This is a genomic window from Methylobacterium oxalidis, from assembly GCF_007992195.1.
Classification (GTDB): Bacteria; Pseudomonadota; Alphaproteobacteria; order Rhizobiales; family Beijerinckiaceae; genus Methylobacterium; species Methylobacterium oxalidis.
Map to the genome: position 1 here is coordinate 1 of NZ_BJZU01000099.1, position 24,262 is coordinate 24,262.

The 24,262-nt window shown below is 71.8% G+C and carries 25 protein-coding genes; 18 read left to right on the top strand and 7 right to left on the bottom strand.

What is annotated here, in order from left to right:
* Nucleotides 1-34 precede the first annotated feature (34 nt).
* Both MOX02_RS21265 and MOX02_RS21270 read right to left on the bottom strand, forming a co-directional pair.
* Nucleotides 35-1,009 carry a copper chaperone PCu(A)C domain-containing protein gene (locus MOX02_RS21265; RefSeq protein ID WP_147027802.1) on the bottom strand — a complete coding sequence of 325 codons (975 nt, stop codon included), beginning with the start codon at nt 1,007-1,009 and terminating at the stop codon, nt 35-37.
* Between the two features lie 44 nt (nt 1,010-1,053).
* On the bottom strand, nt 1,054-1,428 hold the full coding sequence (locus MOX02_RS21270) for a hypothetical protein (protein WP_147027803.1): 375 nt from the start codon (nt 1,426-1,428) through the stop codon (nt 1,054-1,056).
* A 245-nt stretch (nt 1,429-1,673) separates the two neighbouring features.
* Here MOX02_RS21270 and MOX02_RS21275 point away from each other — a divergent pair, with 245 nt between their 5' ends.
* The 8 genes from MOX02_RS21275 to thiL all read left to right on the top strand — a co-directional run bounded on the left by MOX02_RS21275 (nt 1,674) and on the right by thiL (nt 9,050).
* Complete coding sequence (locus tag MOX02_RS21275) at nt 1,674-2,975, top strand: L,D-transpeptidase family protein (protein WP_147027804.1); 1,302 nt, start codon at nt 1,674-1,676, stop codon at nt 2,973-2,975.
* 254 nt (nt 2,976-3,229) lie between these two features.
* On the top strand, nt 3,230-4,534 hold the full coding sequence (gene glyA, locus MOX02_RS21280; protein ID WP_147027805.1) for a serine hydroxymethyltransferase: 1,305 nt from the start codon (nt 3,230-3,232) through the stop codon (nt 4,532-4,534).
* 117 nt (nt 4,535-4,651) lie between these two features.
* Entirely contained in the window at nt 4,652-5,164 is a 513-nt protein-coding gene (gene nrdR / locus MOX02_RS21285) for a transcriptional regulator NrdR (RefSeq protein WP_147027806.1), read from the top strand.
* Nucleotides 5,165-5,184: 20 nt separating this feature from the next.
* A complete protein-coding gene (ribD, locus tag MOX02_RS21290) occupies nt 5,185-6,315 on the top strand; it encodes a bifunctional diaminohydroxyphosphoribosylaminopyrimidine deaminase/5-amino-6-(5-phosphoribosylamino)uracil reductase RibD (RefSeq protein ID WP_147027848.1) in 1,131 nt (376 codons plus the stop codon).
* Entirely contained in the window at nt 6,276-6,917 is a 642-nt protein-coding gene (locus MOX02_RS21295; RefSeq protein WP_147027807.1) for a riboflavin synthase, read from the top strand. The genes ribD and MOX02_RS21295 overlap by 40 nt, the downstream gene beginning before the upstream one ends.
* A 134-nt stretch (nt 6,918-7,051) precedes the next feature.
* Nucleotides 7,052-7,570 carry a 6,7-dimethyl-8-ribityllumazine synthase gene (gene ribH / locus MOX02_RS21300; protein WP_147027808.1) on the top strand — a complete coding sequence of 173 codons (519 nt, stop codon included), beginning with the start codon at nt 7,052-7,054 and terminating at the stop codon, nt 7,568-7,570.
* A gap of 14 nt (nt 7,571-7,584) precedes the next feature.
* Nucleotides 7,585-8,052: a transcription antitermination factor NusB gene (nusB, locus tag MOX02_RS21305; RefSeq protein ID WP_147027849.1), complete on the top strand. Its 468-nt coding sequence runs from the start codon at nt 7,585-7,587 to the stop codon at nt 8,050-8,052.
* Nucleotides 8,049-9,050, top strand: coding sequence for a thiamine-phosphate kinase (thiL, locus tag MOX02_RS21310; protein WP_147027809.1), 1,002 nt, complete (start codon nt 8,049-8,051; stop codon nt 9,048-9,050). Before nusB ends, thiL begins: the two co-directional genes overlap by 4 nt.
* A gap of 16 nt (nt 9,051-9,066) precedes the next feature.
* Here the strand turns inward: thiL and MOX02_RS21315 are convergent, their stop codons facing one another.
* Nucleotides 9,067-9,366, bottom strand: a complete 300-nt coding sequence (locus MOX02_RS21315; RefSeq protein WP_147027810.1) for a hypothetical protein — start codon at nt 9,364-9,366, stop codon at nt 9,067-9,069.
* Nucleotides 9,367-9,705: 339 nt separating this feature from the next.
* On the opposite strand from MOX02_RS21315, the gene MOX02_RS21320 reads away from it, so the two are divergent.
* The 4 genes from MOX02_RS21320 to MOX02_RS21335 all read left to right on the top strand — a co-directional run bounded on the left by MOX02_RS21320 (nt 9,706) and on the right by MOX02_RS21335 (nt 15,923).
* Entirely contained in the window at nt 9,706-11,853 is a 2,148-nt protein-coding gene (locus MOX02_RS21320; RefSeq protein WP_147027811.1) for a sodium-translocating pyrophosphatase, read from the top strand.
* A 208-nt stretch (nt 11,854-12,061) separates the two neighbouring features.
* Nucleotides 12,062-13,153 carry an alkene reductase gene (locus MOX02_RS21325; protein ID WP_147027812.1) on the top strand — a complete coding sequence of 364 codons (1,092 nt, stop codon included), beginning with the start codon at nt 12,062-12,064 and terminating at the stop codon, nt 13,151-13,153.
* A gap of 171 nt (nt 13,154-13,324) precedes the next feature.
* Nucleotides 13,325-15,223 (top strand): PAS domain S-box protein, encoded by a 1,899-nt coding sequence (locus MOX02_RS21330; protein WP_147027813.1) that lies wholly within the window; start codon nt 13,325-13,327, stop codon nt 15,221-15,223.
* A 34-nt stretch (nt 15,224-15,257) separates the two neighbouring features.
* Entirely contained in the window at nt 15,258-15,923 is a 666-nt protein-coding gene (locus MOX02_RS21335; protein WP_147027850.1) for an HAD hydrolase-like protein, read from the top strand.
* A gap of 4 nt (nt 15,924-15,927) precedes the next feature.
* On the opposite strand, the gene MOX02_RS21340 is transcribed toward MOX02_RS21335, so the two are convergent.
* A complete protein-coding gene (locus MOX02_RS21340; RefSeq protein WP_147027814.1) occupies nt 15,928-17,232 on the bottom strand; it encodes a solute carrier family 23 protein in 1,305 nt (434 codons plus the stop codon).
* 47 nt (nt 17,233-17,279) lie between these two features.
* The gene (locus MOX02_RS21345) at nt 17,280-17,774 is read right to left on the bottom strand and encodes an outer membrane protein assembly factor BamE (protein ID WP_147027815.1); all 495 of its coding nucleotides are present in this window, start codon (nt 17,772-17,774) and stop codon (nt 17,280-17,282) included.
* 171 nt (nt 17,775-17,945) lie between these two features.
* Between MOX02_RS21345 and MOX02_RS21350 the strand changes: the two genes are divergently transcribed.
* From MOX02_RS21350 to MOX02_RS21375, 6 genes are all read left to right on the top strand, one after another.
* Nucleotides 17,946-18,494, top strand: coding sequence for a ubiquinol-cytochrome C chaperone family protein (locus MOX02_RS21350; protein WP_147027816.1), 549 nt, complete (start codon nt 17,946-17,948; stop codon nt 18,492-18,494).
* Complete coding sequence (locus MOX02_RS21355; protein ID WP_238178921.1) at nt 18,491-19,021, top strand: YceD family protein; 531 nt, start codon at nt 18,491-18,493, stop codon at nt 19,019-19,021. Before MOX02_RS21350 ends, MOX02_RS21355 begins: the two co-directional genes overlap by 4 nt.
* A 141-nt stretch (nt 19,022-19,162) precedes the next feature.
* Nucleotides 19,163-20,197, top strand: coding sequence for a phosphate acyltransferase PlsX (gene plsX / locus MOX02_RS21360; protein ID WP_147027817.1), 1,035 nt, complete (start codon nt 19,163-19,165; stop codon nt 20,195-20,197).
* Between the two features lie 22 nt (nt 20,198-20,219).
* Nucleotides 20,220-21,197, top strand: coding sequence for a beta-ketoacyl-ACP synthase III (locus tag MOX02_RS21365; RefSeq protein ID WP_147027818.1), 978 nt, complete (start codon nt 20,220-20,222; stop codon nt 21,195-21,197).
* A gap of 145 nt (nt 21,198-21,342) precedes the next feature.
* Nucleotides 21,343-21,663, top strand: coding sequence for an integration host factor subunit alpha (locus tag MOX02_RS21370; protein ID WP_147027819.1), 321 nt, complete (start codon nt 21,343-21,345; stop codon nt 21,661-21,663).
* 74 nt (nt 21,664-21,737) lie between these two features.
* Entirely contained in the window at nt 21,738-22,232 is a 495-nt protein-coding gene (locus tag MOX02_RS21375; protein ID WP_147027820.1) for a MerR family transcriptional regulator, read from the top strand.
* A gap of 22 nt (nt 22,233-22,254) precedes the next feature.
* On the opposite strand, the gene MOX02_RS21380 is transcribed toward MOX02_RS21375, so the two are convergent.
* The gene (locus MOX02_RS21380) at nt 22,255-23,121 is read right to left on the bottom strand and encodes an MBL fold metallo-hydrolase (RefSeq protein WP_147027821.1); all 867 of its coding nucleotides are present in this window, start codon (nt 23,119-23,121) and stop codon (nt 22,255-22,257) included.
* 69 nt (nt 23,122-23,190) lie between these two features.
* Nucleotides 23,191-24,201, bottom strand: a complete 1,011-nt coding sequence (locus MOX02_RS21385) for an SDR family oxidoreductase (protein WP_147027822.1) — start codon at nt 24,199-24,201, stop codon at nt 23,191-23,193.
* Nucleotides 24,202-24,262: the final 61 nt, after the last annotated feature.

Genomic DNA, 24,262 nt, shown 5'->3' on the forward strand with positions numbered 1-24,262 from the left:
CGGGAGAGGTGTGGCGTGGTGCCTGTCAGGGCAATCAGTGGTGATGATGACCGCCCGAGGGCGCGGCAGGCGCCTGCGCGCCGATCGGGGAGACCGCGAAGGTCACCGGCACCGAACCCGCCCGCTCGAACGTGAGGGTGCCGGGCACCGTGTCCCCGACCTTCGGCGCGCCCGTCAGGTCGAGGAACATCAGGTGCAGCCCGCCCGGCTTCAGCTCCACCGTCTCACCCGGCTTGATCGTCAGCCCTCCCTCGACGGGCGCCATCTTCATGACGCCGCCTTCCATCGACATGGAGTGGATTTCGCCCCGCCCGGAGAGCGCCATCGCCGCGCCGGTGAGCCGGTCCGGCTGCGAGCCCGTGTTGGTGATGCGCACGTAGCCGCCCGCCACCTTGGCGCCACCCGGCGTCGCGCGCATCCAGGGCGTCTCGATGGACAGGTCGCCCGCGCGGATCGCGCCGGAGGGCGTCGATGCCCGCTCGGCCGCGGCGGCGACGACGCGCACGGCGGGGGCCGGCGACGTGAGATCCCGCGCGCTTCCGCCCGCGGCCGGGATCTCGCTCCAGCGGTAGCCGCCCTTGGCGCAGTCCTGCTCCACGGGGAAGTAGATCGTCGCGCCGGGGCTGAACGCGTCCGAGATCCGGGCAAGGAAGGTGAACTCGTCGATCTGGTCGTCGGGCAGTTCGCCCCCGCTCCAGGTGATCGTCTTCACGCCCTCGCTGACCGTGCCATGGAAGGACGGATAGGGCTTGTCGTAGGGGCCGCGGACGGTGGCGAGCTGCCAGCCGGCTTTGGGCATCGGCTTTGCGCCGGTCACGCCCTCGGGGATCGTCACGCTCACCCGCGTGGTCGGCCGGCCGTCGCAGCCGTGCATGATCTGGACGACGCCGCGATAGGCGGCGTTGGGGCTCGCCTCCTTCCGCTCCAGCATGGCGTGGGCGAAGGCGGCGGTGGCGGAGGCGGAGACCAGCAGGGCGGCGAGAAGCTCGGCCCGGGGAATGCGGTTCATGATACGGGGTCCATCGCTGAAGGGGCCTGGGGGGACGATATCCTTCAGGCGAGGGGCGGCCCGCGCGGATGCGCGATGCGCTCCGGCGGCGCCCGGGGCAGGGCCTCGGCGACGGGCCTCCAGGCGATGCGGGCGCCGGTGCCGGACGGCCACGCCGCGGTGCTGAGTTCCTGGCGGGGCAACGCCGCGCCCCCGGCGGGGTGGGCCGCAGTGCAGCACTCCGCGTGGGCGTGAGGCGCGGGCGCGCGCCTGTCGTCGGGGGAAGGGGCGTCGGCTTGGTGCAGGCAGAGGACGCCGTCCGCACCGGCAGCCGCGGCCGGCAACGCCCCACCCAGGACGGCCTGGAGCACGAGCGCGTAGAGCGCGACCACCATCGTCGCCGCGCGCCAAGTTCTCCGTCTCGTGCCTGCGGACCGCATGGCGTCACCTCTAGGGGAACGGGCCACGGTGCGCCATTCCTGCCACGGCCCGAGCGCCGGCGCTGTTGCCGCAGGGCCGCACGGCGGCGGCATGTGCGCTCCGGCACGGCCGTGCCACATTCTGGCCCGGAGAGCATGGGTTCTTAACCGTACCTCGACACCTTGAGGGCACGCAGTTTCCGGCGCGTCGGCGTCCTCAGAGCCGGAAACGCCGTGCTCCATCCATGGACCAGAGCTCCCGATCGATGCTGACCCAGGCACACACCACCCGCTCGCTCGGCTTCGCCCTTCTCGCGGCGGTCGCCCTGACGCTTCCGGCCGCGGCCCGCGACGCCGGCGGCTTCGCCCAGGCCGAGTGGGCGCAGGACTACGCCTCCCCGGCGGCCATGCAGGTGCAGCGTTCCCTGACGCCGATCCTGTCGCCGCAGACGGTGGCCGCGACCGAGCAGATGGTCGAGCGCTACCGGGACATCGTCGCCCGCGGCGGCTGGCGTCCCGTCTCGGGCGCCGACCGCCTGCGCATCGGCGGCCGCGGCCCGGCGGTCGGCGCCGTCCGCCAGCGCCTCATCGTGACGGGCGACCTCGACCCGGTGGCCGGCACCTCGGGCGTCTATGATTCCTACGTCGCCGCCGCCGTGAAGCGCTTCCAGGCCCGCCACGGCCTCAGCCAGACCGGCCAGATGAGCCTCGCGACCCAGCAGGCCATGAACGTGCCGGCCGACGTGCGGCTTCGTCAGCTCGAGACCAACGTCGTGCGCCTGCGCTCCTACGCCGGCAACCTCGGCAACCGCTTCGTGATCACCAACATCCCGGCGGCCCTCGTCCAGACCGTCGAGAACGGTCAGGTTGTGACCTTGCACGCGGCAGGCGTCGGCAAGATCGACCGCCAGTCGCCGATCATGAACACCAAGGCGACGGAGATCAATTTCAACCCGACCTGGACGGTCCCGGCTTCCATCGTGAAGAAGGACCTGATCCCGAAGATGCAGAAGGATCCGAACTACCTCACGGACAACAAGATCCGCATCCTCGGCAACGGCCAGGAGATCTCGCCGAAGTCGGTGAACTGGTTCTCGGACGAGGGCACGCGCTACACCTACCGGCAGGATTCGGGCGCCGACTTCAACTCGATGGGCATCGTGCGCATCAACATCCCGAACCCGCACGGCGTGTTCATGCACGACACGAACACCAAGGGCGTGTTCGGCGACGACTTCCGGTTCATCTCCTCGGGCTGCGTGCGCGTGCAGAACGTGCGCGAGTACATCACCTGGCTGCTCAAGGACACGCCCGGCTGGGGCCGCAACGAGGTCGAGCAGGCGATCGAGAGCGGCAAGCGCATCGACGCGCGCCTCTCGCAGCCGGTGCCGGTCTACTGGACCTACATCACGGCCTGGTCGACCCCGGACGGCCTCGTCCAGTTCCGCGACGACATCTACAAGCGCGACGGCGTGAACGTGCCCTCGACCATCTCGGCGCCGACGCCGGTGGCGAGCGCCGAGCAGACCATGCCCGAGACCTTCGAGCCGGGCGACGAGGAGAACTGAGCCGCCTCGGTACGACCGGCCTCCGGCGCTCTCAGCGGGCCCGCATCCCCACCGGATGCGGGCCCGCGGCGTTTGGTCCGGCACCGACGGATGCCCTTCCGCCTTCGCACGCTAATTTTTTTGAAGGGGGCGGCAAATTCGCCTGTGCTTGGCCTGGCATTCCAGCCCGTGTAGATATCCAAGCTCGAACGCCCGCCCGTGCACGCCGACGGGTCAACCGGGTCGTCACCCGAGCATAAGACAAGAGGCCATCCATGAGCGCCGGTACCGTCGCCGACAAGCACTTCTCGAACACGTTCTTCTCCGCGTCCCTCGCCGAGGCGGATCCCGAGATCGCCCGCGCCGTCGAGCAGGAGCTCGGCCGCCAGCAGGACGAGATCGAGCTGATCGCCTCCGAGAACATCGTCTCCCGCGCGGTGCTCGAGGCGCAGGGTTCCGTCCTGACGAACAAGTACGCGGAGGGCTATCCGGGCCGCCGCTACTATGGCGGCTGCCAGTTCGTCGACATCGCCGAGGACCTCGCGATCGACCGCGCCAAGCGCCTGTTCAACTGCGGCTTCGCCAACGTGCAGCCGAATTCCGGCTCCCAGGCGAACCAGGGCGTGTTCATGGCCCTGATGCAGCCCGGCGACACCTTCATGGGCCTCGACCTCGCCGCCGGCGGCCACCTGACCCACGGCGCCCCCCCGAACGTCTCGGGCAAGTGGTTCAAGCCCGTCTCCTACTCGGTGCGCGAGAGCGACATGCGCATCGACATGGAGCAGGTCGAGCGCCTCGCCCACGAGCACAAGCCCAAGGTCATCATCGCCGGCGGCTCGGGCTACCCGCGCCACTGGGACTTCGCCAAGTTCCGTGAGATCGCGGACGCGGTGGGCGCCTACTTCTTCGTCGACATGGCCCACTTCGCGGGTCTCGTCGCGGCCGGCGTGCACCCGTCGCCGTTCCCGCACGCGCACGTCGCCACCACCACGACGCACAAGACCCTGCGCGGCCCGCGCGGCGGCATGATCCTGACGAACGACGAGGCGCTCGCCAAGAAGTTCAACTCGGCCATCTTCCCCGGCCTGCAGGGCGGCCCGCTCATGCACGTCATCGCCGGCAAGGCCGTCGCCTTCGGCGAGGCCCTGAAGCCCGAGTTCAAGATCTACGCCAAGCAGGTGATCGAGAACGCCAAGGCGCTCGCCGACACCATCATCTCGGGCGGCTACGCCATCACCTCGGGCGGCACCGACAACCACCTGATGCTGGTGGACCTGCGGCCGAAGGGCCTCACCGGCAAGGCCGCCGAGGCCGCCCTGTCGCGGGCCCACATCACCTGCAACAAGAACGGCGTGCCGTTCGACCCGCAGAAGCCGACCATCACCTCGGGCATTCGCCTGGGCACCCCGGCCGGGACCTCCCGCGGCTTCGGCGTCGCCGAGTTCAAGCAGATCGGCGGCCTGATCGTCGAGGTGCTCGACGGGCTCGCCGCGAAGGGCGAGGGCGGCGACGCTGAGGTCGAGGCCCGCGTGAAGGACAAGGTGCACGAGCTGACCCGCCGCTTCCCGATCTACGGCTGAGGCGATCGGACCGGCCGGAAGACGCTTCCGGCCGGGGCCGCACCACGGTAAGGAACGGCCGCGGATCCACGGGTCCGCGGCCGTTTCTCGTTCCATCTCGCGAGGTTTGAGCGCCCGATGCGCTGTCCCTACTGCGGCGGCTCCGACACCCAGGTGAAGGATTCGCGCCCGAGCGAGGACGGCGCCGCGATCCGCCGCCGCCGGGTCTGCCCCGATTGCGCCGGCCGCTTCACCACCTTCGAGCGCGTGCAGCTTCGCGAGCTCGTGGTGCTCAAGCGCTCGGGCAAGCGCGTTCCCTTCGACCGGGACAAGCTGCAGCGCTCGATCGACGTGGCACTGCGCAAGCGGCCCGTGGAGCCGGAGCGGATCGAGCGCCTCGTCAGCGGCATCACCCGCCAGCTCGAGAGCGGCGGCGAGGCCGAGATCACCAGCGAGGCGATCGGCGAGCTGGTGATGGAGGGGCTGAAGGGGCTCGACGACGTCGCCTACGTCCGCTTCGCCTCCGTCTACAAGAACTTCCGCGAGGCCAAGGACTTCGAGGACTTGCTCGGCACGCTGGGCGACGCCGCCGGCCCCGCGGCCGAGGCCGCGCCCGCCCGATCGCGACGGGGAGCGCGAGCGCGCCCGTGAGCGAGGCCGACCGCCGTTTCATGCGCCTCGCGCTCGCCCTCGGGCAGCGCAACCTCGGCCGGACATGGCCGAACCCGTCCGTGGGAGCGGTCGTCGTGGCGGGGCCGCCCGGTGCCGAGCGCATCGTCGGGCAGGCGGCGACGGCGCCGGGCGGCCGGCCGCACGCCGAGCCCCTGGCGCTCGCGATGGCCGGCGAGGCGGCGCGCGGCGCCACCCTCTACGTCACCCTGGAGCCCTGCTCGCACCACGGCCGCACGCCTCCCTGCACGGAGGCGATCGTCGCCGCGGGCATCGCCCGGGTCGTGACGGCGTTCGAGGATCCGGACCCCCGCGTCGCGGGCCGCGGCCACGCGCTCATCGCGTCGGCGGGCATCGCGCTCACCACCGGGTGCCTGCGCGAGCAGGCGTTCCGCGACCATGTCGGCCACGTCACGCGGGTGACGGAGGGACGGCCCGCCGTGAGCCTGAAGCTCGCGCGCACCCGCGACGGGTTCGCCGCGGCCTCCGGCAAGGAGCGGCTGCGGATCACGGGGCCGATCGCCGACGGCGCGGTGCATCTCTGGCGTGCCCACGCGGACGCCATCATGGTCGGCATCGGCACGGCGCGGGCCGACGACCCCTCGCTCACCGTCCGCCTGCCGGGTTTCTCGGACCGGTCGCCGCTGCGCGTCATCATCGATTCGCAGCTCCGCCTGCAGCCGGCGAGCGCCCTGGTGCGCGGCGCCCACGACGTGCCGACCCTCGTCGTCTCGACCCGCAGCGCCCCGGCGCACGCGCGGCGCACCCTCCAGACCCTCGGCGTCGAGGTCGTCTGCCTGCCCGCGGACGCCACCGGTCGCGTCGACCTGCGCGCCGCCCTCTCCGCCCTGGCCGAGCGCGGCATCACCCGGATCTGCAGCGAGGGCGGGCCTCTCCTCGCCGACACGCTCGCTGCGGCGGGCTGCGTCGATGCCTGCACGCTGATCAGCGGGCCGGTGGAGCTCGGCCCGGCCGGCGGCCTGCGCGCGGTCGGTCCCCATCTTGGCGCGCTGATCGCGAGCGGCCACCTACGTGAAACCGGGCGGCGCGAGCTCGGTCCCGACAGCGCCGTCATCTACGAGCGGAGCGTACCATGTTCACCGGCCTCGTCTCCGACGTCGGAACCGTCCTGAAGGTCTCCGGCGACGAGCGGCTGCGCCGCCTGGAGATCCGCTCGTCCTACGACCCGGCGACCATCGCCATCGGCGCCTCCATCGCCTGCGCGGGGCCCTGCCTGACGGCGGTGACCGTTGAATCGGTGGCGGGCGGCGCCGTCTTCGCGGTCGACGCGGCCGCCGAGACCCTCGCGCGCACCACGGTGGGCCTGTGGCGGGAGGGGACCCGGATCAACCTCGAACGCTCCCTGAAGATCGGCGACGAGCTCGGCGGTCACCTCGTGACCGGGCACGTCGACGGCCTCGCCGAGATCGTCGCCCGCGACCCCGTCACCGGAGGGGAGGGGGATTGGGGCGCGAGCGAGCGCTTCACGCTGCGCGCCCCCCACCACCTCGCGCGCTTCATCGCAGCGAAAGGGTCGGTCTGCCTCGACGGCACCTCGCTGACGGTGAACACCGTCGAGGGCGACCTCTTCTCCGTGCTGCTGATCCCGCACACGCTCGCCGTCACCACCTGGGGCGAGCGCCGCGCTGGCGACCGCCTGAACCTCGAGGTCGACCTGATCGCCCGCTACGCGGCCCGCCTGACCGAGAGCCGCGCGGAGGCGTCCGGCGCCTGAGGCGCAGGCCGGAGGCGGCGTCCCGCCGCTTGTGGAGGGGCCGCCTTCGGTCTATCGCTCGCCACCCGTCGCGGGTCCCGCCGGCCCGGCCCGTCCCGCGGCGCGCACCGGATGCTCCATCGACGAAGGCCCTGATGGTTTCGACGAACACACAGCGCCGCGAGGCGGGCCCCGTGCCCGCGCTGCGGGATGCCCGCGTCCTCGTGGTCGAGGCCCGCTTCTACGACCACATCGCCGACGAACTCCTCGCCGGCGCGCTCGGCGCCGTCGATGCGGCCGGCGCACGCGCGGTGACCGTCACGGTCCCGGGAGCCCTGGAGGTTCCCGGCACGGTCGCGATCCTCGTCGAGGCCGCCGAGCGTGCGGGCGAGCCCTACGACGCCGTCGTCGCCCTCGGCTGCGTGATCCGCGGCGAGACGGGCCATTACGACATCGTGGCCGGCGAGAGCGCGCGCGCCCTCATGGAGCTGTCGGTGGCGCTGCGCCTGCCCCTCGGCAACGGCATCCTGACGGTGGAGACGGAGGCGCAGGCGCTCGCCCGCGCCCGCGTCGGCGAGATGAACAAGGGCGGCGGCGCGGCGGAGGCGGCGCTCGCCGTGCTCGCCTTGAAGCGCGCGGCCGAGGCCGGCTCCGTCGGAGGGGCCGAGCGATGACAAACGAGCGCGAGATGAAGATCAGCGAGCGCAGCGGCGCCCGGCTCGCCGTGGTGCAGGCCCTCTACGACATGGAGATCTCGGGCAAGGGCGTGCTGGAGGCGCTCGCCGAGTTCGAGGTCCACTGGATCGGCCAGGAGGTCGATGGCATCGCCCACCCGCCGGCCGAGACCGCCTTCTTCCGCGACCTGCTGCGGGGCGTCGTGGAGGAGCAGCGGGCGATCGACCCGCAGATCGACCGGGCGCTCACGCAGGGCTGGCCCCTCAAGCGCGTCGAGGCGGTGCTGCGCGCGATCCTGCGGGCGGGCGCCTACGAGCTGATGTTCCGCCCCGACGTACCGGCCCGCGCCGCGATCTCGGAATACGTCGACGTTGCGCACAGCTTCTATGCCGGCGACGAGCCCGGCCTCGTCAACGCGGTGCTCGACAAGGTGGCGCGCGGCGCGCGGAGCGACGAGCTCGCCGGCGCGAAGCGCGGGTGAGCGGCGAGCGTCCCGAACGGCCAGGCGAGGACGCGCTCATCGCGCGCTACTTCGCGCCGCTCGCGGGAGAGGGCGCCGACGGACTGCGCGACGACGCCGCGAGCCTGACCCCGCGGCCGGGCCACGACCTCGTCCTCACCGCCGACGCCATCGTGGCCGGCATCCACTACTTTCCCGACGACCCGGCCGGCTCGATCGCCCGCAAGGCCCTCGGCGTGAACCTGTCGGACATCGCCGCCAAGGGGGCGGCGCCGCGGGCCTACCTGCTGACCCTCGGCCTGGCCGCAGACTGGACCGAGACGTGGCTCTCGGCGTTCAGCGCCGGGCTCGCCGAGGCGGCCGCCGCCTTCGGCTGCCCGCTGCTGGGCGGCGACACGGTCCGGACGGCGGGGGCGGCGTTCATCAACGTGACGGCGATCGGCGAAGTGCCGGCTGGCAGCATGGTCCGGCGCCGGACGGCGCGGGTCGGCGACCGGATCTGCGTCTCGGGCACGATCGGGGACGCGGCCCTCGGCCTTGCCCTGCGCCTCGCGCCCGAGGCGCCGTGGGCCGCCGCGCTCGACACCGAAACCCGGCAGCACCTGCGCGACCGCTACCTGCACCCGCGCCCGCGCCTCGCGCTGGCCCCGCTCCTGCGCCGCCACGCCAGCGCCGCCATGGACGTCTCGGACGGGCTCGCGGGCGATCTCGCCAAGATGACGGGCGGCGTCGGCCGCGCCGAGGTCGCGATCGCCGACGTTCCCCTGTCGGCGGCAGCCCGGCAGGTGATCGCGGATGAGCCCGCGCTCCTCGACACCGCGCTCACCGGCGGGGACGATTACGAGATCCTCTGCACGGTGCCGCCGGCGGAGGTGGAGGCGTTCGCCGCGGCGGCCGCGGCGGCCGGCGTGCCCGTGACCGCGATCGGGACGGTGCTCGGCGGGGACGGGGCGCCGCTCTTCGTGACGGAGGCCGGCGCTTCCCGCAGCTTCGCCGCGGGCTCCTACGCGCATTTCTGATCGGCGCCGGCGCCCCTCAGCCGGACGACCTCTGCGGCGGCAGCCCCTGAGGCTTGAGCCCGAGTTGCGCCCGCACGTCGTCCATCAGCTCGGCGGAGACGACCGGCATCCACAGGGCGAGGTCGGTCGGTGAGACGCGCTCCGTGGTCGATGCGGAGCGCGGATCGGGCGTCGCGAACGAGCGCTGAAGCAAGGCGAGCAGATCCTCGCGGATATCTTCGGGCTGGTCGCTGATGCGTTCGGCGAGAAGAAACTGCACCGCCTTCGTCAGGGTCTCGATCGTGGCGGCCAGCCGCGCGACCTGATCGCTGCTCATCCCTTCCCCCGGCGCCTGTGCAACCGTTGATTACCATCGTGCGGTCGCGCCGCAATCGGTATTCCGGACGGTGCCGGACGGGCGCGACCCGGCGGCCCGCCGGATCGCGGTGATCTGTCCGCTGGGGAGCCGAGGCATACTGGATACTGTATAATTATTGCAGTGCAACAATATACGGTGTTCGAAACGGTACGCGGTGTTTGCGCTGGGGCGCGAAGTTTGGCAATCAGAGCACGCGCTTCCGGGGAGGAGTGCGACCCGAGCGCCACGTCCCATGGCCGTCACGGCCGAGCTCGGCGAATAAGCCAACGCCAAGCACCATAACCCAAGGACGGATGAATGACCGCATTGCTGCTGATCATCCTGGGCGGGCTCTGCGCCGTCGCCTACGGAATCGTCACGATCAACGACGTGATGAAGCGAGACGCCGGGACACAGCGCATGCAGGAGATCGCGGGGGCGATCGCCGAGGGTGCGCAGGCCTACCTCCGGCGCCAGTACACCACCATCGGGATCGTCGGCATCATCCTGTTCGCGGCGCTCGCCTACTTCCTCGGGATCAAGGTGGCGATCGGCTTCCTCATCGGCGCCGTGCTCTCCGGCATGGCCGGCTTCATCGGCATGAACGTGTCAGTGCGGGCCAACGTGCGGACCGCGCAGGCCGCCTCCACCTCCCTCGGCGGCGGCCTTGAGGTCGCCTTCAAGTCGGGTGCCGTCACCGGCATGCTGGTGGCCGGCCTCGCCCTGCTCGGGGTGGCGATCTACTACGCCTATCTCACCCGCTTCGCCGGGCTCCAGCCCGCGAGCCGCGAGGTCATCGACGCGATGGTGGCGCTCGGCTTCGGCGCCTCGCTCATCTCGATCTTCGCGCGCCTCGGCGGCGGCATCTTCACGAAGGGAGCGGATGTCGGCGGCGACCTCGTCGGCAAGGTCGAGGCCGGTATCCCGGAGGATGATCCGCGCAACCCCGCCACCATCGCCGACAACGTCGGCGACAACGTCGGCGACTGCGCCGGCATGGCCGCCGACCTGTTCGAGACCTACGCGGTCACCGTGGTCGCCACCATGGTGCTGTCCGCGATCTTCTTCGCGGGGCAGACCGACGTCGGCGGGCGGAACGTGCTCGAGGCGATGATGATCTACCCGCTGGCCATCGGCTCGGCCTGCATCCTCACCTCCATCGCCGGCACCTTCGCGGTGCGCCTCGGGGCGAACCAGTCGATCATGGGTGCCCTCTACAAGGGCCTGATCGCGGCCGGCGTCCTCTCGGTCGGGGCCATCGCCGCCGTCAACTACGCACTCTTCGGCGGCTTCGCCACGGAGTTCCGGACCAATGGCGGCCAGAGCTTCACCTCGGGCGGCCTCCTCGGCTGCGCGGTGATCGGTCTCGCCATCACGGCGCTCATCGTCGTCATCACCGAGTACTACACCGGCACCAACTATCGCCCGGTCAAGTCGATCGCCGATTCGTCGGTCACGGGCCACGGCACCAACGTGATCCAGGGCCTCGCGATCTCGCTGGAATCGACGGCGCTGCCGGCCATCGTGATCGTCGCCGGCATCATCGCCACCTACGCGCTGGCGGGTCTGTTCGGCATCGCCGTCGCGGTGACGGCCATGCTGGCGCTCGCCGGCTTCATCGTGGCCCTCGACGCCTTCGGGCCGGTCACCGACAATGCCGGCGGCATCGCCGAGATGGCGGGCCTGCCCTCCGAGGTCCGCAAGTCCACGGACGCGCTCGACGCGGTCGGCAATACCACGAAGGCGGTCACCAAGGGTTACGCCATCGGCTCGGCCGGCCTCGGCGCCCTGGTCCTGTTCGCGGCCTACACCTCGGACCTGAATTACTTCATCGCCAACGCGAGCCCGACACAGTACCGCTTCTTCCAGGGCGTCACCGTCGATTTCTCACTCTCGAACCCGTACGTGGTCGTGGGCCTCCTCCTCGGCGGCCTCATCCCGTACCTGTTCGGCGGCATCGCCATGACGGCGGTCGGGCGCGCCGCGAGCGCCGTCGTCGAGGAGGTCCGCCGTCAGTTCCGCGAGAAGCCCGGCATCATGGAGGGGCGCGACCGGCCCGATTACGGCCGTGCCGTCGACATGCTGACCCGCGCCGCCATCAAGGAGATGGTGGTTCCCTCGCTCCTCCCGGTACTCTCGCCGATCGTGCTGTTCTTCGTGATCCAGGCGATCGCCGGCAAGAGCCAAGCCTTCGCCACGGTGGGCGCGATGCTGCTCGGCGTGATCATCACCGGCCTCTACGTGGCGATCTCGATGACCTCGGGCGGCGGCGCCTGGGACAACGCCAAGAAGTTCATCGAGGACGGGCACCACGGCGGCAAGGGGTCCGAGGCCCACAAGGCGGCGGTGACGGGCGACACGGTCGGCGATCCCTACAAGGACACCGCGGGCCCCGCCGTGAACCCGGCGATCAAGATCACCAACATCATCGCCCTGCTGCTGCTCGCCGTCCTCGCTCACAGCTGAGCGATCGCAGAGGTTCGAAGTCCGCGCCCGCACCCCGTGCGGGCGCGGGCTTGTCTCGGGCTGCAGCGATCCGCGTGTGCGCCCGCGCACCGTGGCCGCCCTGGCGCGCGGCGCCGAGGCGCCCACGTAAGGGCCCGTCGGGCGGCCACCGCCCGCGGATGATCGGCCCGCAGCACGTCGCGGGCCCAGCCCTTCCACGAGAGACCTGATGCCCTCACTGTTCGATCCGATCCGCCTCGGCGCCATCGAGGCGCCGAACCGCATCCTCATGGCTCCGCTGACCCGCGGCCGCGCCACCCGCGCGCACGTGCCGACGCCGATCATGGCCGAGTACTACGCGCAGCGCGCCGGTGCCGGTCTCATCATCTCGGAGGCGACCGGCATCAGCCAGGAGGGCCTCGGCTGGCCCTACGCCCCCGGTCTGTGGTCGGACGAGCAGGTCGAGGCGTGGAAGCCCGTCGTGAAGGCGGCGCACGCCGCCGGCGGGCGCATCGTCGCGCAGCTCTGGCACATGGGCCGGATCGTCCATCCGGACTTCCTCGGCGACGAGCAGCCGGTCTCGGCCTCGGCCACGACGGCGCCGGACGCGGCCCACACCTACGAGGGCAAGAAGCCCTACGCCGAGGCGCGCCCGCTGCGGCTCGACGAGATCCCGCGCCTCCTCGCGGATTACGAGAACGCCACCCGCAACGCTCTCAAGGCGGGCTTCGACGGCGTGCAGATCCATGCCGCGAACGGCTACCTGATCGACCAGTTCCTGCGCGACGGGTCGAACTTCCGCGACGACGCCTATGGCGGTTCCGTCGAGAACCGCATCCGCCTGCTCACGGAGGTGACCCAGGCCGTGGCGGGGGTCGCCGGCACGGACCGCACGGGCGTGCGCCTCTCGCCGAACGGCGCGATCCAGGGCGTCGACGATTCGAACCCGGAGGCGCTGTTCGGCGCGGCCGCCGCGGCGCTGGGGCAGATCGGCATCGCCTTCCTGGAGCTGCGCGAGCCGGGTCCGAACGGCACCTTCGGGACGGCGAACCGCCCGCCCGTGGCGCCCACGATCAAGCGCGCCTTCGGCGGCCCGCTCGTGCTCAACTCCGATTACGACGGGCGCGCGGCCCAGGCCGCCCTCGACGCGGGCGTCGCCGACGCGGTCGCCTTCGGCCGCACCTTCCTGGCCAATCCCGACCTGCCGCGCCGGATCGCCGAGGACGCCCCGCTGAACAAGGACGTCGCGAAGACCTGGTACTCGCAGGGTCCCGAGGGCTACATCGACTACCCCACCCTTTCGGACGCGAAGGCCGCCTGAGGCCACAGGGGCCCCGCTGGGCGCGGCCTCCGTCCGCGGGCAAGCGAAGCCGTGGATATCTCGGGACAGGGCCGCTCGACGGTCCTGTCCGTCACGTCGCCGGCGCGGTGCGTCCTTCCTTGGGAGCGGCTTCCACCCTATGTCTCCCTGCGTGGGAAAGGATTCGCGCACGTGACGTCCGAGCGACCGGACGATTCCGCCGGCTCGGCCTCGGTCGAGGCCGCGCGCCTCGCGGAACTGCGCGCGCTGCACATCCTCGACAGCGGGCAGGAGGCCGCCTACGACGACCTCATCCAGATCGCGGCGCGGATCTGCGACGCGCCGATGGCGCTCGTCAGCTTCGTCGACGAGGCGCGGCAATGGTTCAAGGCCGAGCTCGGCCTCGGCTGCTGCGAGACCAGCCTCGACCGCTCGATCTGCGCCCACGCGATCCGGGAGAAGGAGCTGCTGGTGGTGCCGGACCTGACGGCGGACCGGCGCACGCGCGAGAACCCGCTGGTCGTCGACGATCCGCACATCCGCTTCTACGCAGGCGCGGTGATCCGCGGCCCCTCGGGCCTGCCGCTCGGCAGCCTGTGCGTCATCGACCACGAGCCTCGCCCGCAGGGTCTCACGTCGGCGCAGGCCGAGACGCTCTGCGCCCTCGCGCGCCAGATCTCCGCGCTCCTCGCCTTCCGGCAGACGCTCGACACGGTGTCGGCCCGCGAGACGGAGCTCGAGGCCAGCGAGCGGCGATTCCGGGTGATGACTTCGGCGATGCCGCAGATGGTCTGGACCACGCTTCCGGACGGGTTCCACGACTATTACAACGACCGCTGGTACGAGTTCACCGGCGTGCCCTACGGTTCGACGGACGGCGCGGGCTGGAACGGCGTGTTCCACCCGGACGACCAGGAGAAGGCGTGGTCGCGCTGGCGCCACTCGCTGGCGACGGGCGAGCCCTACGAGATCGAGTACCGGCTCCGCCACCATTCCGGCGCCTACCGCTGGACCCTCGGCCGCGCCATGCCGATCCGCGACGCCGAGGGGCGCATCGAGCGATGGTTCGGCACCTGCACGGACATCGACGACCTGAAGCGCGTCGAGAGCGAGGCGCGCAAGCTCGCCGCCGTGGTCGAGACCTCCAAGGACTTCATCGGCGTCACGGACCGCGAAGGCCGGATCGTCCATCTCAACGAGGCCGCGCTGCAACTCGTCGGCCTCCCCGACCTCGACGCAGCCCGCCGGACCGAGATCCCCGACTACTTCATGCCGGCGAGCGCGCGCATCCTCGACGATGTGGTGCTGCCGGCGGTGCGCCGCTCGGGCTGGTGGGAGGGCGAGCTCGCCTTCCGGCATTTCGGGACGGGCGAGGCGATCGCCGTCCTCTACAACATCTTCCCGGTCCGCGATGCGGACGGAAACGAGGTCGGCTACGCGACGGTGACCCGCGACCTGCGCGAGCGCAAGCGCGCCGAGGAGGCCCGGGACCTGCTGATCCGCGAGCTCTCCCACCGCATCAAGAATATCTTCGCGGTGGTCGGCGGCATCGCGGCGCTGACAGCACGAAGCGATCCGCAGGCCAAGCCCTTCGTCGAGGCCTTCCGGGAGCGCCTCGGGGCCCTGGCGCAGGCCCACGAGTACGTGCGCCCGCACTCGCCGGAGAGCGCGCCGACCGTCGAGGGCCAGACGCTCCTCGGCCTCATGCGGTTGATCATGGCGGCCTACGAGCAGGAGGGCCGCGAGCGCGTGGTCATCAGCGGAGACGACGTGCCGGTCGGCGAGCGGTCCGCGACCGCGCTCGCGCTGATCATGCACGAGCAGGCGACAAACGCGGTGAAGTACGGCGGCCTCTCCACCGAGGCCGGAATGGTCTCGCTCACCGGCCGCATCGAGGGCGACACCTACCACCTGACCTGGGCGGAGGCCGGCGGCCCGGCAATCGCCCACTCGCCGACCCGGCGCGGGTTCGGCACGGTGCTCGCCGAGCGCAGCGTCGCGGGCCAGCTCGACGGCAGCCTGGAGCACGAATGGGCTCCCGACGGCCTGGTCATGCGCCTGCGCGTCCCCGTCGCGAACCTGCGCCACTGAGGCGCGGCGCGATTCCTCCCGACCCGGCACCGTGATGACCTTCGAGCGCCCGCCCGCGCCCTACCGCCTCGTCGTCCTCGATTTCGACGGAACGCTCGCCGACAGCTTTCCGTGGTTCTGCTCCGTCATCAACGGCGTCGCGGACCGCTACGGCTTCCGCCGCATCGACGAAGAGGAGGTCGAGTCCCTGCGCGCGCTCGGGGCCCGCGAGATCGTTAAGCGCCTCGGCGTGCCGCTGTGGAAGCTGCCGGCGATCTCCCGGCACATGCACGATCTGGCGAGCCGCGACATCGGCGCGATGCGCCTGTTCCCAGGCGTGCCCGAGGCGATGACCGCCCTGGCGCGCCGCGGCACCGGCCTCGCGGTGCTGAGCTCGAACACCGAGGCGAATGTCCGCAGCGTCCTCGGGCCGGACCTCGCCGGCCTCGTGGGCGCCTACGCCTGCGGCGCCTCGCTGTTCGGGAAGGCGCGCCGGCTCTCGGCGCTGATCCGCCGCTGCGGCGCGGCGCCGGCGGAGGTTCTGAGCGTCGGCGACGAGATCCGCGATGCCGAGGCTGCCCGCGCCGCCGGTTGCGCCTTCGGCGCGGTCGGCTGGGGCTACACGCGGGCGGACGCGCTCGCGAGGCTAGGCCCGGACCACCACTTCGCGGAGCCCGCCGAGATCGCCGGGCTTTTCGCGGATCTCGCCGGGTCGGCCTGAGGCGTCAGGCCGACTCGTCCCGCAGGATGTGATAGAGCAGGATGGCGGCGGCGGTGGCCGTGCCGATGCCGCCGAGCCGGAAGTCGCCGAGGCTCACCGTGAAGTCGCCCGCGCCCAGAACCAGGGCGGTGCCCACCGTGAGCAGTACACGCGGCTTCGAGAAATCGACCCGGTTCTCCACGAAGATCCGTCCCGCCGCGGCCGTGATGAGCCCGAACACCACCACCGACAGGCCGCCGATCACGGGGCCCGGTATCGTCTGGATCAGGGCGCCGAACTTCGGCGACAGCCCGAACAGGATCGCCATGAGCCCCGCCGCGGCGAAGACCAGGGTCGAGTAGATCCGCGTAACCGCCATCACGCCCATGTTCTCGGCGTAGGTCGTGACACCGGTGCCGCCGAAGGCGCCCGACAGCATCGTGGCGAGGCCGTCGCCGAGGAAGGCCCGGCCGATATAGGGATCGAGGTTGCGCCCGGTCATCGCGCCGATGGCCTTCACGTGGCCGAGGTTCTCCGCGACGAGGACCACGGCGACCGGCGCGATCAGCCAGATCGCGGCCGCCTCGAAGACGGGCGTCTCGAAGCGGGGCAGGCCGAACCAGGGCGCGTCCGTGACCCGCGCGAGGTCGAGGGGCTTCGCGAGCCCGAGACCGTTCGCCAGCAGCGCGTAGAGGAGCTCGGCCGCCAACGCCGCGACAAGCAGGGGGATCCGCCGGGCGCTCCCCGGCAGGTACGAGGCCGCGAGGACGACCGCCGCGATGGTGAAGAGGCCGACGCCGACATCGAGGCCGCTGCCCGAGATGCCCTTCACGCCGATCGGCGCGAGGTTGAGGCCGATCGCGCCGACGATCGCGCCCGTCACCGCAGCCGGCATCAGGCGACCGATCCAGGCGTGCCCCGCGACCATCACCGCCACGCCGATGAGCGCGTAGAGGGCGCCCGCCGCGACGATCCCGCCGAGCGCCACCGCGAGATTGGGGTTCGGGCCGCAGCCGCCGTAGCCGGTCGCGGCAATCACGACCGCGATGAAGGCGAAGCTCGACCCGAGGTAGCTCGGCACCCGGCCGCCGACCACGACGAAGAACAGGAGCGTCGCCACGCCGGAGAACAGGGCGACGAGGGCGGGGTCGAACCCCATCAGCGTCGGCGCTGGCACCGTGGCGCCGAACATCGCCACCACGTGCTGGAGGGCGAGCGCGAGCAGCTGGCCGAGGGGCGGGCGCTCGTCGGGCCCGATCAGGCCGCCCTGGCTCAGACGCCAGCGCGGGAAACCGAGCCGGCCCTCCCGCACGGGCTCCTCGGGGATCATCGGGGGCGCGCGGGCGGAGGCGGCGCCCGGAGGCGCCGCGGGTTCCGTCAGAGGCCCCGGTTTGCGCCGGGCACCGGGCTGCCGCCGCTGCCGCCGAAGGGCTCGTAGCGGGTCAGGCCGCGGAAGAGCTGGCTGAGGAAGGCGCGATCCTGGCCGCTCGTCGGCGTCGTGCGATCGATGAAGTCGAAGATGCGCCCGTCCTGCAGACCGTAGAGGGCGACGCGCTCCACCTTGAAGCCGGGCGTGAAGTAGACCGCGACGACGCGCTGGTCCTCGACCTGCTCACCGAGGAACATCACCGTCCGGCGGGTGTTCTGGGAGATGTAGTACCAGGACTTGTTGCCGACCGTGGAGACGGTGGACGGGGTGCCGAGGATCTGCAGGACCTGCTCGGGGCTGGAGCCGGGCTTGACCTGCGCCACCGCGTTCTGGTCGATCTGGTAGCCGTGCCGCAGGTCCTCACCGATGCAGCCGGACACGCCGGCGCCCAGCACGCCGACTACGGCGAGACGAGCGAGCGCAGAGACGAGACGGCGCGACATCGGCCCCCCTTGATTCTGTTGGCAAACCAGACACGAACGCGGGCCCGAGGCGCTGGCGCCCGATGGACGCTTGCGCCTTGGCCGTGGGTTGCCGTACCGCGGGGTTATGGTTTTGACAAGGCAAGCTCGGCCACACCTCACGGCCATCCTGCAACCCGACGGGTGCGCCCGATGATCGCCCGCTTCTTCCGCCGCGGGGACGAGCGCCGGGCGGCCATCCGCCAGCTCCACGCCCGCACCAACGAAGCGTCCCGGCAGGTCGGGCTCTACACCCGCCTCGGCGTTCCGGACACGGTCGAGGGCCGCTTCGAGTGCCTGAGCCTGCACGTCATCCTCGTCCTGCGGCGCCTCAACCGGCTGCCGGCCCCGGCCGCGGACGTGGCGCAGGACCTCGTGAACTCGGTCTTCCTGCAGCTCGACGCTTCGCTGCGGGAACTCGGCGTGGGTGATTTCGGCGTGCCCAAGCGCATGAAGAAGCTCGGCGCCGCCTTCTATGGGCGCGCGGCCGGCTACGACGCGGCGCTCGACGCCGGCGACCAGGCTGCGCTGCGGGCGGCGCTCGCCCGCAACGTGCTCGGACGCGACGAGCCGGACGCCGCCGCCGCCCTCGCGGCCTACGTCACGGCCGCGAGCGCGGCGCTGTCCGGAACCGACCTCGACACGTTCCTGACGGCGGGCCCCCCCTTTCCCGACCCGGAGGCGTTCGGAGGCGCAGCATGAGCCGCAGCGAGATGAACCGGCACGACGGCGGCCCGCTCAGCCGCTCCGTCAACGTCGAGCGCATGCCGCAGGGGCGCGGCGCCGTGACCGTCGAGGCGAGCCAGGCCGAGTGCGACGCCCTCGCCAAGGATTTCGGGATCCCCGGCATCCGCGATCTCGTCGGCCGCTTCGACCTCGAGGGCTCGCTCAACCGGCTGCGCGTCACCGGCACCGTGGAGGCGCTGGTGACGCAGGTCTGCACGGTCAGCCTCGACCCCTTCGAGGCGAAGGTCAGCGAGCCGGTGGAGGTGGAGTTCACCGACACGGACCAGTTCGTCGGCACCGACGCCGAGGACGTCGACATCCCCGATCCGATCGTGAACGGGCGCATCGATTTCGGCGCGCTCACCGCGGAGTTCCTGGCGCTCGGTCTCGACCCCTACCCGCGCAAGCCCGGCATCGCGTTCGAGGAGCGGCAGGAGGACGCGGACGAGAAGCCGTTCGCGGCCCTGGCGCGGCTGCGGGGGAGCGAGCCGGTGCCGGAATAGGGCGACGCAGCAGCCGGATCTCAGATTTCGTTTGCCCGTCCGGCACGGTTCGCTATTTTCCGCCGCGCCGGGCGGTCCCCTCGATCCGAGCGTGGCCCCGCGACCCGGCAGCCCTCCGCACGAGGCCGCGACACAAGACCAATGTCACAACGCGTGTGCATCTCGCTCGACGCCATGGGCGGCGATCACGGGCCGTCGACCGTCGTGCCGGGTGCGGCCATCGCCCGCGAGCGCCATCCGGAGACAACGTTCCTGATGTTCGGAGACGAGGCGGTGATCCGCCCCCTCGTCGACGCCGAGCCGCGCCTGAAGGGCGCTGTCGAGATCCGCCACACCACGGTCTCGGTGGCGATGGACGACAAGCCGAGCCAGGCGGTCCGCCAGGGCCGCGGCAAGTCCTCGATGTGGCAGGCGATCCAGGCCGTGCGCGACGGGCAGGCCGACGCCTGCGTCTCGGCCGGCAACACCGGCGCGCTGATGGCGATGTCGAAGATCTGCCTGAAGACCATGTCCGGCATCGAGCGTCCGGCCATCGCCTGCCTGTGGCCCACCGTGCGCGGCGAGAGCGTGGTGCTCGACGTCGGCGCCACGATCGGCACCGATGCCGAGCACCTCGTCGAGATGGCGGTGATGGGCTCGGCCATGGCCCGCATCGTGTTCGACCTCGAGACGCCGAGCGTCGGCCTCCTCAACGTCGGCACCGAGGAGATGAAGGGCAACGAGGCCGTCAAGGAGGCCGCGCGCCTCCTGCGCGAGATGGAACTGCCGAACTTCGCCTACCACGGCTTCGTCGAGGGCACGGATCTCGGCCGCGGCACCGTCGACGTGGTGGTCACAGAGGGCTTCACCGGCAACATCGCCCTGAAGACCGCCGAGGGCACCGCCAAGCAGATCGGCTCCTACCTGCGCTCGGCCATGAGCCGTACGCTGTCGGCCAAGATCGGATACCTGTTCGCGCGCAGCGCGTTCCGGGCACTCCGCGAGAAGATGAACCCGAGCCGCGCCAATGGCGGCGTCTTCCTCGGGCTCGAGGGCATCGTCATCAAGAGCCACGGCTCGGAGAACGCGCAGGGCTTCGCCGCGGCGATCGACCTTGCCCACGACATGGCCCGTCACGACCTGATGCGCACCATCCGCGAGATGCTCGACCAGACGCCCGCCGTGGTCTCGGCATGAGGCTGGCGGGGGAAGGATCACCATGGTAGCCCTGCGTTCCGTCGTCGTCGGCTGCGGCTCGGCGTTGCCCGCCCGGGTCGTGACGAACGACGACCTCGCCCAGCGCGTCGACACCTCCGACGAGTGGATCGTCCAGCGCACGGGCATCCGCCAGCGCCACCTCGCCGACGAGAGCGAGACCACCTCGGTCCTCGGCGTCCGGGCGGCGCAGGCCGCCCTCGGCGAGGCGGGCCTCGGCCCGGAGGACATCGACCTCGTCATCTGCGCGACCTCGACGCCCGACCACACCTTCCCCTCCACCGCCACGCAGATCCAGGCCGGCCTCGGCATCCACCAGGGTGCGGCCTTCGACCTGCAGGCGGTCTGCGCCGGCTTCGTCTACGGTGTGGCGACGGCGGACAAGTTCCTGACGACGGGCGCCGCCCGCCGCGCCCTCGTTGTGGGGGCCGAGACCTTCTCGCGCATCCTCGACTGGGAGGACCGCACCACCTGCGTGCTGTTCGGCGACGGCGCGGGCGCCATCGTCCTGGAGGCGCGCGAGGGCGCGGGCACGAAGTCGGATCGGGGCGTGCTCACCGCGAGCCTGCGCTCGGACGGGCGCCACCGCTCGAAGCTCTACGTCGACGGCGGCCCGGGCTCCACCGGCACCACGGGCTTCCTCCGCATGGAGGGACGCGACGTGTTCCGCTTCGCGGTGGGCTCCGTCACCGACGTGATCGAGGACGCCTTCCGTGCCTCCGGTACGACGGCGGAGGAGCTGAACTGGTTCGTGCCCCACCAGGCCAACCGCCGGATCATCGAGGCGTCCGCCGACAAGCTCGGCATCGCCCGCGAGAAGGTGGTCCTCACCGTCGACCGGCACGGCAACACCTCGGCAGCCTCGATCCCGCTCGCCCTCGACGCCGCCCGCAAGGACGGGCGCATCCGCGAGGGCGACCTCGTGATGATCGAGGCGATCGGCGGCGGATTCACCTGGGGCGCCGCGGTGATCCGCTGGTGAGGCGCCGCAATCCGGGGCGATCGCCCGGGTCGGAATTTCGCAAGGTCCGCGTCCCGGCCCGCGGTTGACCCCGCGTCTGAGCCGGATTAGCGTGCCGGATCATAGAGATACGCCGCGAACGACGAATCGTTGAGGGGGTTAACGCATGACGGGAAAGACGGTCACACGCGCCGATCTGAGCGAGGCCGTCTATCAGCAGGTTGGTCTCTCGCGCACGGAATCGTCCGCGCTGGTCGAGACGGTCCTGTCGGAGATCTGCACCTGCCTCGCCCAGGGCGAGACGGTGAAGCTGTCCTCGTTCGGATCCTTCGTGGTGCGCAGCAAGGGCAAGCGCGTCGGCCGCAACCCCAAGACCGGCGTCGAGGTGGCGATCGAGCCGCGCCAGGTCATGGTGTTCAAGCCTTCGAACGTCCTGAAGGCGCGGATCAACGGGGCGAACGGCGTCCACGCCGACAGCGACGATTGAGGCCGGCCGGACCGTCCGGCCAACGGGCGGCGCTACGCCCGCGGCCGGCCGAGTCCTGAGGGAAGGGGGCGACGATGCCGCTCGCAGCCGTGACGGGAGCCGCCGACGAGGCCGCCCGCGCCGAGAAGGCGCCGGACGCCTTCCGGACGATCAAGGAGGTCTCGGACGATCTCGACGTGCCGCAGCACGTCCTGCGCTTCTGGGAGACCCGCTTCGCCCAGATCCGGCCCGTGAAGCGCGCCGGCGGGCGTCGCTACTACCGCCCCGGCGACGTGGACCTCCTGCGCGGCGTGCGCCAGCTTCTCCACGGGCAGGGCTACACGATCCGCGGCGCGCAGCGCGTGCTGCGGGAGAACGGGGTGCGCTTCGTGCAGGCGGTCGGCCGCGGCGAGGCCGCGGCTGCCGCGCCCTCTCCGCAGGAGACCGAGGCCGGCGCGATCCTGCTGCCCGCGGATCCCGCGCGCGCCGCCGTCGCGGTCGGCGGCCAAGCCGCCCTGAGGGAGGCGCTGGCCGAGCTCCGGGCCTGCCGGGACGCGCTGGCCGCCCTGAGGCTGCCGCCCGAGTCCTAGGGCGGAGGACCCTGCCCGTCGCTCAGGCCCGCAGGCTGTCGAGCGGCACCGGGGCCGCGTGCGGGCGCGTGCCCAGCATCCGGTCGATCAGCGCCAGCACCTCGGCCCGGCCGCAATTCGCCGCCGGCTCGAAGGGCGTCCAGGTCTGCGCGAAGTCGAGTTGCGAGAAGACGTCCCGGTAGCGCCGCAGCTCGTTGATCGTCAGCGGCACGCCGCGCACGAACGCCTTGTGGGCGGAGATGGTGAGCGCCTTCCGGAAGTCGCCCGGGTCGAGCTCGAACTTCAGCGCGTCGCCGCAGAACAGGATCTTGCGCGCCCGGTCGAACAGGACGGCGTGGCCGTCGAAATGGCCGGCGGTGCGGTGCAGCTCCAGTCCGGGCAGGGGCTCCAGGAAGTCGTCGTAGGGCCACGAGACCTGCAGCGCCGGGCTCCAGATGAAGTCGGCGGCCGGCAGGCAGAGTTCCGGGTCGAACCGGTCCTGCAACTGCACGAGGGCGCCGTAGGAATGGGGGTGGGAGGCCGAGAGGACCTGCATGCCGCCGAGGCTCTCGATGTGGTCGAGCGCCGCCTCGCTGAAGACGGGGCAACCCTCGAAGCCCATGTTGCCGGTGTCCGTCCGGATCAGGTAGGCGCTCGGCCCGATGCCGGAGACGGGCTCGTTCCAGAACCGCCACACCCCCGGCTCCAGCTCCTGCCAGTGGCAGGGGAAGCGCTCCTGCGCCTGCCGCTCGGTCCAGAAGCGCCAGCCGTCCTGCGGCACGACATGGCGGGCGTCGAGGCACATCGGGCAGTGCGGGGGCGCCTCGAAATGGCGCTGCCAGAACCCGCAATTGTCGCAGGTGTAGGCGGGCAGCTTGAGGGCGCCCGCGAAGGGCAGGTATCCGGGCACGGGTCTCTCGCGGCTGTTGGCTTGGGGCTCACCTAGCAGGCGGGCGGCGCGATTGCACGGGCTCGCCCGCTAGCGTCTCCCGAGCAGCCGGCGCGGCGCCCGCGCGGCGGCCGCGAGGCCCGCGAAGCCGAGGGTGGCGACGCCCGCGAGGCCGAGGACGAGGAGGTCCCGCTCGCGACTCGTCCAGAACTCGGAGCGGGTCCGTTTCATGCGGTCGCCGAATCGGCCCTCGCTTCCGACTGCGCCGGGCACGGGCTCGAACAGGTTGCCGGCGCGGTCCGGCACCGGCTCCTCCTCGAGCTGGCTCTCCCAGGCATCGGCCGCCTTGCGGTCGGCGAAGCCCGGCGCCACGGCCTGCGCCACCGCCATCATCAGCGAGGAGCGGCCGACCCAGATCTCGCGCCGCGGGTGCTCCACCGCGTAGACGATCGCCTCGGCGCAGAGCCGCGGGTCGAAGACCGGGTCCGGCGCGTTCTGGCCGTGGCCGGTGCGGGTGCGGGCCCAGTTGAACTGCGGCGTGTTGACGGCGGGCAGGTAGACGACGGTGAGCGAGACGTCGACCCGGTCGTGGATCAGCTCGGCGCGCAGCGCGTCGGTGAAGCCCGAGACCGCGAACTTTGCCGCGCAGTAGGGTGCCTGCAGGGGCGCGGCGCGGATCCCGAGGCCGGAGGAGACCTGCACGATGGCCCCGCGGTTGCGCCGCTTCATGTGGCGGAGCGCCGCCAGCGTGCCGAAGACCTGGCTCAGGTAGGTGGTCTCGGTGACGCGCCGGTACTCCTCGGGGGCGATCTTGTCGGCCGGGCTGACGATGGTCGACATCGCGTTGTTCACCCAGGCCTGGATCGGCCCGAGCTCGCGCTCGATCCGTTCCGCCGCCGCGTCGACGGCTTGTGCGTCAGCGACTTCGGCCGAGATCGCGAGGACGGGACGCCCGTAGCCTGCGAGTGCCTCCCGCGCCGCGTCGAGGCGGCCCCGGTCTCGAGCGATCACGGCGACCGACCAGCCCCGTGCGGCGAAGAGATGGGCCGTGGCGAGCCCGATCCCCGCCGTCCCACCGGTCACGACTGCCACACGCGCCATCCGCACACCTCGCGATCGTCCCTGCTCGGCCGATCAATGCGGGTCGCCCGAAACGGTTGCG